A 10392-nucleotide genomic window follows, 5' to 3' on the forward strand; every position below is an offset into this window, starting at 1 on the left:
AAAGTACGTACTTTAAAGTACTATAGGTACTAAAAAGTAACATTTATATAACCTAGCTTATTTTGCTCAAAAATTGAAATCTACATTCCACGAAAAAGACTTTCAAATGAAGAAATACACTTTCCCGTAGGGGCAACTTTAGAGAATATTACTTAAACATATAAAGGATCATGTTCATTACCACAGACAAATAATAAAAAGGCAAAAACGAACAGAAATGTGTTCATTTTTGCCTTTTTTATTTAATGATTAAAATGTACGACTTTTGGAAAGGAAATCTGCATTAGCTCCTGTTACACCACTTTGTCCCCAGTTCCCTGGAATCATTTCACGAATAAGAATTAGCACTTTATCCAAAGGTGCATGAGTATATTTAGATGTTACTTGTGTAAGTTCGTTTACCCACTTATCCTTTGTCTCTTGATCAAATGTATTCCATATATCAATCTTAATAATAGCCATTCCATTAACGTTACGACCTAGTGTATCGTAAGACTCTTTTGTCTCCCAATCGGACACCCTACTTTTCACAGCAAAGGTAGCATCACTTGCTACAGCCCCAGCTTTCCCCCAGTTTTCTTTCTCAAGTTCCGTTATCAACACTTGAATTTTATCAGGGACAATTTTTAATAGTTTTATTGTAAGTTCCGTTACACTATAAATAAATTCCTTCTTTTCTTCTGTTGACATGGTTGGCCAAGTATTTAGCTCGATTAATGGCATAGTATTGCCCCCTAAATTTAATTATCTATTGACTAGTTACAACTATTGGTTCAAATGATTTTTAACTGCTCTTACTACCAATTCGTGATCTTCTTCTGGTGGTAATCCTGAAACTGTTATCATTCCAATAACCCCTACGTTTTTTATTCTGATAGGAAAGCATCCACCAAACGCAGCATATTCCGAAGTATCTAAAAGATATTTTTCATTATATGAAATTCCAGTTATTTCACTTTGTATCTGCATATAATACGAGCTACGATCATGCAGGGAAACGACTCGTTTTTTACGCTCAATCCATTTCGTATTTTCCGCATTTGTCCCTGTCATCTTGAAATGAAATAATTGCACACCATTTTTCGTTATATCGACAGCAATCAATTTCCCCTCTCGCTTTGCTGTTTCAACGATAAATAAACCTAGTTGCAAGGCATCTTCATTTGTAAAAGAGGAAAATTGAAGCGTTTCCTCCTCTTTTACAATTTGTTTACTTATTTCATTCAAATTTGAAGTACTCATATCTTTAACCTCCATAATTGTTTTATGCCACACCGACATTTTTTCGAAATTATTAGGCCATATAGTACAACCTTTCAATCAATCTGATTCCAAATAAACTGCTGTAACATCGTTGGTAACTAGTAGTACCGTAAAGCTTGTTTTCTTCTTACTGGTGCTATTATGAATGATATTCAAAGTTATAAAAAGTACGCACTTTAAAGTGCTATAGGTACTTTAAAGTACTATTCTCCTTATCCCTATCTTACAGAGACTATTATGAAATATATTTAACATCTTAAAAATGTATGTACTAAAGAATAATATTTTTAATCACTAACTTTTTTGATCAATCGTTATAATCCAATTTCATCAAAATTTTTATCAATTATTACACTATCCAACAATAGGAGGAAACAAAGATGGATGAAAATATATCCAAAAGCTGAAAAGCAGTTGAGTCCCTTGAGGAAATAGTTATAATTCACTACTTATAGAAATAGGCATACAAAAACGCCATCCTTTCCTATAATTCTACAGAAAGAATAGCGTATTTTTCAAAAATGAGTTCTTTTATTGAGAAACTTTGATTCTATATCATACATAAAAGGGCAACCAGTGCTAAAACAGCTGGAAGTCCTTGTTTCACAATAATTGATTTATTAGATGTGAAACCTCCGAAAATAGCTGCTATCACCACACAAATCACGAAAAATAATTGGACCATATAACCAATTGGATTGAGTCCAAGTACAAGTCCCCAAATGAGACCAGCCGCTAAAAATCCATTATATAAACCTTGGTTTGCAAACATAATGGCTACGTTTCGATCTCCTTCTAAATGCTTCGGTAATTTGAAAGCACGTTTCGCTACTTTTGAATCAATAAAAAACATTTCAAGGATCATGATAAACAAATGTTCTAATGCTACGATCCCGACTAAAATAGCTGCGATTATTTCCACACTATTCTGCCCCCTACACTCTCTATTCTTTAATATTCTCTACATTTTTTTGCACCTGTAATAGAACATGAATAAGTATTTTGCGTTCTTCTCCACTGATATTTACGAACATTTCCTTCATAAAATGTTCCTTTTCTTTCTTGTCAAAATATTAATTGATATATCAATTATTGATACATCAATTAATATACATCTCTCTTTTTATTTTTGCAAGTTTTTTTGCTCAATTGGTTTTATTTTGTTCCAGCAACTTTAAACCAATTCAAAACATCAGTTCGCATTTCTAGAAATCATAATTACTTTAAGTTCATTCTGACAATCATATTTAACTAAATATATAAAAGAATTGAGTTATATCTCCATCAATTTATAAAAATTAATTTTTTCTAAAAACAGATACTTTACGTTTTTTATAGTAATAAAAATCATTTTTTTGTTTCAGAGGCAATCCATTTTGTTAGCCTGATGGGCATAAGATAGCACCCATATGGAGAACCAATTATCTTTCAAGAAGATGGCTAGAAATCTGGAATTGGTACAGGAGTTGCCTACTTCCCCGATTCAGATGGTACTAATTTAGAGCTAATTGCTCCAAAAGGGCCATTTAGACGTGACTAATTAAAATATATTAATACTGAAAAACCACCTTTATGAGAGGTGGTTTTTTGTTGCTAATAGTGAAGGTTAATATTGAGGTCTGATTGATACCTATTCCTTTTCCACATCTTTCATCATACCATCGAAAGAATAGTCTTATAGCTATTTCAAATATTTCGGCAGTACTATATTGCTAGCAAGCTAAAATTTCATGGTACTCCCCAAAAACTCTGCTGAATCATAACCCAAAGTTCATTTTATCATTTCAAGGTAATTCGAAATTCTTAAGTTGTTGGGCACGGGGTACAGCTGAAAAACAGTGTATATTCATTAACTTCAAACTAATTTTGATGTAACAAAATTGTATTTATACCTTTTTAACAAATTCAGATTTTAATTTCATAGCTCCAAAACCATCAATTTTACAATCAATATTATGATCTCCATCAACTAATCGGATACTCTTTACTTTTGTACCAATTTTTACAACTGATGAAGTTCCTTTTACTTTAAGATCTTTAATTACTGTTACAGAATCACCATCGTTTAAAATATTTCCATTTGCATCTTTAATTACCTTTGTATCTTCACTATTTTCAGCTTCTAATTCTAAAGTCCACTCATGAGCACATTCTGGACAAACAAAAAGATTCCCATCTTCGTAAGTGTATTCTGAATTACATTTTGGACAATTTGGTAAATTAGACATATTTTTATTTCCTCCACTCATTTTCGTGTATTCTATTAAATAAATATTATTTTTAATTTCCCTTTTCCGTTTAAATATACGGAAAATATTCTCTTCTTACTGTTTGATACTTATTTGTTGAATGTATAAAAAAACTACTTGTTCACACCTTGTAAAAAATCTTCTCCACATTCTCCAAAGCAAACTTTCTTCTTCTCTATTTTTTAATAAAATGATGAAAAAGTAGATGAAATCAAACAAACTTTGTATGTGAAGTGAAATTTTTAAAAATCTAATGCATTTACTTTATTCTTTATTGTATTGATTTCCTGAGATTGCTGAGAAAGCCCTGTACACTCATGAAAAGCAAAATGCTTACACCCTATACATTTTCTTGTATTCAGATGTCCTAAAGCACAATTAATTGCTTCCCCGGTATGATCAAAAAAGTTTTCTTTCCCAATCTCAGCGTACAATCCATTCTTATCTAGATTGGCTTTTAGCTCTGATTGAATTCCAGAAATAAGAAGTACGCCACCTTGTTTTTTGAAGTGCTGAACAATATTCCTAAAGTAAGACTCTCCTGTGGTATCAATAAAAGGAACTTTTCCCATACGTAAAATTAAAACTTTAGGTTTATAATGAATAGTCGCTAAAATATTTTGTTCAAATGTTTGAGCAGCCCCAAAGAATAATGGGCCTTCTATTGTATAAATACTAATTTGTGGACAATCATGAGCTTTATTTACCACATGCGATAACAATTTTTCATTCTTTTTTGTATGATCAGGAAGCACTTTAGATATAACAAGCATATTACTCATACGTTTTGTAAACAAAATAACAGCTAAAATAAGACCGATCTCCACAGCTGTTGTTAAACTAGTAAATACAGTAAGTAAAAATGTTACTAGTAATACAAGGGAATCTCCTGTCTTCATTTTGAGTATGTGATAAAAATGTTTTTGTTCGCTCATATTCCAAGCTACCACCATTAAAATGGGAGCCATACTAGCAAGAGGAATATGTGAAGCATATGGAGCTAACAGTAAAAGTGTCAATAACACAAATCCCCCATGAATAATACCCGACATCGGAGATACAGCCCCACTCTTAATATTAGTCGCTGTACGAGCAATTGCTCCAGTTGCTGGAATCCCGCCAAATAACGGGGTAACAATATTTGCAATCCCCTGACCGACAAGCTCTTTGTTACTGTTGTGTTTACTATTTGTCATACCATCTGCCACGACAGCGGATAAAAGCGACTCAATTCCACCGAGCATCGCAATAACAAATGCAGGACCAATTAACTGTTTTATACGTTCTAATGTGATTTCTGGTATATCAAACTGAGGAAGTGTATTTGGAATCGTGCCATATGCTGTACCAATAGTAGGTACATGACCTGAGAAAAATACAGTTGCAATTACAGTTGAAATAACAACACCTACTAATGAACCAGGCACTTTTGGTAAAATCTTTGGTGTTATGAGTATAACAAAAAAGCAAATCAAAGCAGTTATAACACTATAAAAATTGGTAGTACTGATATGAGTGAAGAGTTCCTTCAAATTCGCTAGAAATTCCTCATGCTTTTTTATACCTGTTAAACCTAAAAAACTAGCAATTTGTCCCGTAAAGATAATAACAGCAATACCTGAAGTAAAACCAATTGTTACAGGACGTGGAATAAACTTAATTAAAGAGCCTAGTTTGAAGATTCCCATAAGACATAAAATAATTCCAGCTAACAAACCCGCGAGTAGTAAATTTTCGTATCCATAGGTAATTACAACTCCTAAAAGAATCGGAACAAAAGCACCTGTAGGTCCTCCAATTTGATACTTCGAACCACCAAACAGTGAAATGAGTATTCCAGCAATACAGGTTGTATAAATCCCATACTCTGGCTTAACACCAGAGGCTATAGCAAAAGACATAGCAAGTGGAATCGCAACAACTCCAACAATCATTCCTGAAAGAAGATCCTTTTGAAAATGTGCTAATGAATATCCTTCAAACCTTCCTGTAAATAACTTTCTCATTACAAACCCTTCTTTTCTATTTTTAATAGATCTGGATTACAAATGTATTTCTCGGTCCCTTATACAGAAAATTGTCCTTTTCACAAAAATAAAAAACATCCTAATATTTACTATATGTTTTACTTAAATGACACTCCAATTCACCTATATCTCCACCTTGTTGTACATAGGATTTCAATCTTTCTGCTAAACGTTCTCCGGCTCGACTATCTAGCTTCTTCGTATCAATAAACGATCTAATCCTTACCTTATCTGGAGTAATATCTCTACGAAACATTTGTCCTGGAATTTCACTCCAAAAACGATTCCATTCATCCAGTAATCCTATTTGATCAAATAAAAAACCTTGAATTCCACATAACCAAGCTGTACAAGCAGTATTTCTTTTTCGACATCCAACTCCATCTTGTAAATGTTGGCATGAAAAACAACAAGAATTTCCACTTTTTATACAAACTTCACAAACGTAATGAGCTCCTAATGAGCGAAATGTTTCAATCCCATGTTGGATGATATCTTCTTTCTTAACCTCAATACTCAACCTATCCCTCCTTGGCCATCATTTCACTTTCTGCTTCATCTAGCTCTTCTAACATTGAAATCGTATCGATTAAATGGTTGTTGAAAATCTTCCGTGCAACCACCAATAAATCCACAATAATAGGGTCTCGTAAAGAATATAAAACTCTTTTTCCATCTTTCCTACCAACAACAATATTTTTTGAACGTAGTACACTTAATTGCTGAGAAACAGCTGAGCCTTCCTTATTTAAAATATCTTGAATTTCGTTTACGCTTTTTTCACCTTCTGACAATAATTCTAAAATACCTATTCGCAAAGGGTGTGCTAAGGCTTTAAAGAAATCTGCTTTAAATTGTTGCATTTCGTTTCCCATTGAAATCCCTCCGTTACTTTTCCTCAATTTCAAAAAGTATCATATACATCTTCAAATGTTTGAATATGTATATGATACTTTTAAAACCTCGAATTTTCAATACAAATTTTACAATATTAAATAAGCATCAAATAGAGAAATATACTATTCAAATTCAGGTTCAAAATTTATTATCCAAAATAAAAGCGCCTAACATATTAGGGATATATAATACGTTAGGCGCTTGATATTTAAAATTTTTCGATTTAGGTCTTGATAATATTGGATGAGTATATGACCAAAACGCTAGATGACTAATATGAATAAACTTATTTGTAAAATTAATTCCTTAGAATATTTTAAGAGCAAGTTTTGAAAAAAACTATTCAAAACTTGCTCCTTATTTTCTCAGATCCAACTATTTTGATACTAAAACCAACAGTAGTGAATTAGAATAATGACTTAATACTTGCTAAGACAGTAAGTACACCTACAATAATAACAAATACGTTGCTCATTTTCCCTTTGTATTTAGCTAGTACTGGCACTTTTTGAATCGCATACATCGGTAATAGACATAAGATAGCAGCAACTAAAGGACCGCTTAGAGAATCAATAAGTCCAAGAATACTTGGATTTGTATAAGCAACAAACCAGCATGATAATACAACAAAAGTAAGAATTATTGTCTTAATTGTTTTTTCTTCAATATCTTTTCCACGTGATTTACCAAACTTAATAATCATGTCACGCATTACTTCAAATGCTCCTATATAATGGCCAAGGAAAGACTTTGTAATAGCCACAAAAGCAATAATTGGAGCTGCAATAGTGATTACAGGCGAATTAAGCTCATTAGCAAGATATGAAAGAATTGATAAGTTTTGTTCTTTTGCCATTTTTATATCATCTGGAGTCAAGCTCAATGCGCTACTCCAAACGAAGAACATAACAACAGCGAATGTCATGATATAACAAACCTTTTGTATTTGCGCACATTTAGCATCAGTGGCTTCGATTCCATACGTAGCTCTCTGTTTCACAACAAATGATGAAATCATAGGTGAATGATTAAATGAGAATACGATGATTGGTAGAATCATCAATATCGTCCCAAAATAGCCTGTTCCTGTTGAAGCAGTTGAAACAGCTGAAAAACTAAGCATTGACGTATTCCACTGTGGAATTAAAGATATTGCGATAAACAGTAGAGAAACTATGAAAGGATACACTAACATACTCATTACCTTTACAGTAATATCTTGACCAAAATTCAGTATAGCGATAAGACCAAGAACTAATACAAGTGATAAAATAGCTCTTGGAGGTTCTGGCATGTGCAATTGATGCACAATAAAACTACTTGCAGTGTTTGTAAGCGCAACCGAATACATTAGTACGATTGTATAAATTGAACCGAAATATACGATGTTAAAAATGATACTCGCTTTATTTCCGAAATACTCTCTAATTGTACCTGTGATCCCCTCATCAGCAGAATTAGAAGCGTATATCATTTTAGCAAGTGCCCTATGTGAGTAGTACATAACTGGATATGCAAGCAATGTAATTAGTAGTAAAGATAATAAACCACCTGAACCTGCATTAATCGGTAAAAAGAGCACCCCTGCTCCAATTGCAGTTCCAAATAGACTGAGTGCCCATGTAGTATCCTGCTTATGCCACTTTTTCGGATCTGCATATTGCTCATTTTTTAGTGCGGTATTTTCAGCTTGAACTTCTATTTTCTTTGCAGTATTCCCGTTCATATAATAACTCCCCCTTGTATCTATTCCTGCATTTCTCTTTGCAACTAACAAATATTCCCTTTTTGGAAAATGAATTCCTTACAAGTTGCCCCACATTGTATGTCCTTCATCATAATGAATCCAAATTGAAACATTCGCTAATTAGCGTCCTAATATAATTGTTAGCGTTCACAAAAAAGTTTACTCGTAATATCCGCTCTTTATATAAAGACCCCTTAAGAGAACAATATAGAATAGACTTCATAAATACGTTGCAACATTTCTAATAACAGTGTATTACTTTAATGGTTTCTCTTTTTTACTTTTAACAGTAATTTTAGCTAAACCGGCCTCTCTTCATTTGCGAGGCATTTCTTTCTCAATTCTATACATTACTTTCATAACTTCGGTAGCACTGATGATATTGCTCACACAAGCCACTGAAGCACATTACATACATTTCGCCTCTAATCACACACCTTTCTTACTAATAATCGCATTTTTTATATTTTCTCCAGAGATAATAAAATTTCTCTCGACGCCCTCATTATAACGTGTATATTTATAAAATTAATATTTTTATATTTTCAGAAATATTAAAGAGGAATAATTTTATATGGATAACATTTTACAGTTAGCATGTAGCCATTGTTTTTATCGCTTAAAGCTGAATTAGTTAGTAAAAAAATACAATAATACATTGTTTTTCTAGGTGACTTATTATAAAAATACTTATATCCCCTTTTATCAAAAAATTTTATTTTAAACATAAAAGATATTCTAATAAATAATTAATGTAGGTAAAAAGAAAAAAATCCCAAAATACAAAAACCAAATTTTAGGATATATATTATTAATATTGAATTCATATACAATTTAAAAAGCTACACTGAGCAAAAAACAAAAAAGCTGCCCCATATGGACAGCTCATTTACATAATTATCGTTATCAGGAATACACAAACAAATCACTTCAATATCATCTTAATTGTAGTTTGTTCGGCTCTTCTTCAGGGATATCTCTATGTTTGTAATGAATCGTTTTTACATCATTTCCTTTTATGCGAAAAGTAATTGTGTCCCATAAGACGGATTGTGTGCACCCTCAAAAGTTTAAATTTTAAAATCCCTCATTAACTAGCTCTTTTATCGAGTTTAATTTTGAAGAAAGCTCGATAAACCATTCTTCATCCCCTGTTAATAATGCAAGATCTATAAGATAAAGGATTTGTTCCTTATTTATTACCTTTGATTCAGGGAGTTTGTTAACGTGTTTACTAAAGAGTAAAATCGCTTCGTTTATTGTGTACTGGCCGTCACGTTTCACAATACTAACTGTAACTATATCCTCTACATCATCAAGTGATACAATATAACCAACTATTAATTCACCTTCATTTGATATTCCACGAACCCAATCTCCTACTTTTAAAACATGATTATTATTTGACATCATACCGTTTCACCTTCCTATAAATATTTTTTGTGACGATAAAAAAGATATAAAAACAAATTATACTGTAATATTTTTCATTACATTTAAGTGTTAAGAACTCACGGCTATATAATAATTAAGCCGCTTAACGCTCTTGATTGATAAGGTCAACAACTTCTTTCATTGTATAATTCTTTAAGTATTCACCTAGATGCTCTTCAGCACCTAAGAAAATAGCGAAAAGAACTTTTCGCATATTCGAACCTACAACACACTGATTGTTTGATTCTGGACACTTCGGCTGCAAAGCACCTTCAGAGGTTATCTGATAAATATGCCAAAGATTAATTTCATCTAAATCGCGAGCGAAAATAAAACCGCCACCAGTCCCCTCTTTCGATTGTATAAACTTATGTTTTTTTAACAAACTTAGTACTTTGCGAATGCGTACTGGATGAACACCTGCACTTTCTGAAATAGCATTACTTGTTGACATCCGGTCTGGCTGTAAAGCTAAATAAGTTAAACTGTGTATGGCCAAGGTAAAGTCGCTGTTCATGATTTTCCTCCTACGATTAAAAATATTGTTTCTCATATATTAACATACTGTAGCCATAAATATTACAGATTGGTTAGAACGTTAAAACATGTGGAATGCTTCTTGCCATAAAAAATTAATTCCCTTATATTCTATCCCGTCCCACCTATATCTGATAACTTCATTTAGCTTTTTAAGTTAAAAAGAAAATTAAACACTCCACTGTTTCTTCACTTGTTCTTCTGCCAACTGTTCAATTTTTGTCCAAATCGTATCTTT

At 32.3% G+C, this 10392-nt stretch carries 10 protein-coding genes and 3 pseudogenes; 1 reads left to right on the forward strand and 12 read right to left on the reverse strand.

Translation table 11 applies throughout. The features are described from left to right. Positions 1 to 249: 249 nt before the first annotated feature. The 3 genes from MR107_RS27575 to MR107_RS27585 all read right to left on the reverse strand — a co-directional run bounded on the left by MR107_RS27575 (position 250) and on the right by MR107_RS27585 (position 2185). Positions 250 to 723: a tautomerase family protein gene (locus tag MR107_RS27575; protein WP_001128306.1), complete on the reverse strand. Its 474-nt coding sequence runs from the start codon at positions 721 to 723 to the stop codon at positions 250 to 252. A 42-nt stretch (positions 724 to 765) separates the two neighbouring features. Further along, a complete protein-coding gene (locus MR107_RS27580) occupies positions 766 to 1281 on the reverse strand; it encodes a heme-degrading domain-containing protein (protein ID WP_139362489.1) in 516 nt (171 codons plus the stop codon). Positions 1282 to 1813: 532 nt separating this feature from the next. Then, complete coding sequence (locus MR107_RS27585) at positions 1814 to 2185, reverse strand: DUF1304 domain-containing protein (protein ID WP_000402472.1); 372 nt, start codon at positions 2183 to 2185, stop codon at positions 1814 to 1816. Between the two features lie 483 nt (positions 2186 to 2668). On the opposite strand from MR107_RS27585, the pseudogene MR107_RS32070 reads away from it, so the two are divergent. Beyond that, positions 2669 to 2803, forward strand: a pseudogene (locus tag MR107_RS32070) (VOC family protein); the annotation flags it as partial. A gap of 346 nt (positions 2804 to 3149) precedes the next feature. Here the strand turns inward: MR107_RS32070 and MR107_RS27595 are convergent. From MR107_RS27595 to MR107_RS32075, 9 genes and pseudogenes are all read right to left on the reverse strand, one after another. Further along, the gene (locus MR107_RS27595; RefSeq protein ID WP_000067659.1) at positions 3150 to 3491 is read right to left on the reverse strand and encodes a zinc ribbon domain-containing protein YjdM; all 342 of its coding nucleotides are present in this window, start codon (positions 3489 to 3491) and stop codon (positions 3150 to 3152) included. 263 nt (positions 3492 to 3754) lie between these two features. After that, on the reverse strand, positions 3755 to 5518 hold the full coding sequence (locus MR107_RS27600) for a SulP family inorganic anion transporter (RefSeq protein WP_001228486.1): 1764 nt from the start codon (positions 5516 to 5518) through the stop codon (positions 3755 to 3757). Between the two features lie 100 nt (positions 5519 to 5618). Beyond that, positions 5619 to 6059 (reverse strand): hypothetical protein, encoded by a 441-nt coding sequence (locus MR107_RS27605; RefSeq protein ID WP_000021461.1) that lies wholly within the window; start codon positions 6057 to 6059, stop codon positions 5619 to 5621. Position 6060: 1 nt separating this feature from the next. Further along, positions 6061 to 6414 carry an ArsR/SmtB family transcription factor gene (locus MR107_RS27610; protein ID WP_000526187.1) on the reverse strand — a complete coding sequence of 118 codons (354 nt, stop codon included), beginning with the start codon at positions 6412 to 6414 and terminating at the stop codon, positions 6061 to 6063. Between the two features lie 428 nt (positions 6415 to 6842). After that, entirely contained in the window at positions 6843 to 8162 is a 1320-nt protein-coding gene (locus tag MR107_RS27615; protein WP_001014168.1) for an aromatic amino acid transport family protein, read from the reverse strand. A 957-nt stretch (positions 8163 to 9119) separates the two neighbouring features. Next, positions 9120 to 9253: pseudogene (locus MR107_RS27620) on the reverse strand (DUF3888 domain-containing protein); the annotation flags it as partial. Between the two features lie 7 nt (positions 9254 to 9260). Continuing rightward, the gene (locus tag MR107_RS27625) at positions 9261 to 9596 is read right to left on the reverse strand and encodes an IDEAL domain-containing protein (protein ID WP_000987462.1); all 336 of its coding nucleotides are present in this window, start codon (positions 9594 to 9596) and stop codon (positions 9261 to 9263) included. Positions 9597 to 9720: 124 nt separating this feature from the next. Continuing rightward, positions 9721 to 10134: an Rrf2-family transcriptional regulator SaiR gene (gene saiR / locus MR107_RS27630; RefSeq protein WP_001083465.1), complete on the reverse strand. Its 414-nt coding sequence runs from the start codon at positions 10132 to 10134 to the stop codon at positions 9721 to 9723. A 189-nt stretch (positions 10135 to 10323) separates the two neighbouring features. Continuing rightward, positions 10324 to 10392, reverse strand: a pseudogene (locus tag MR107_RS32075) (BA3454 family stress response protein); the annotation flags it as partial.

It is taken from the genome of Bacillus cereus group sp. BfR-BA-01441 (genome assembly GCF_022663075.1).
In the GTDB taxonomy this organism is placed as follows: Bacteria; Bacillota; Bacilli; order Bacillales; family Bacillaceae_G; genus Bacillus_A; species Bacillus_A cereus.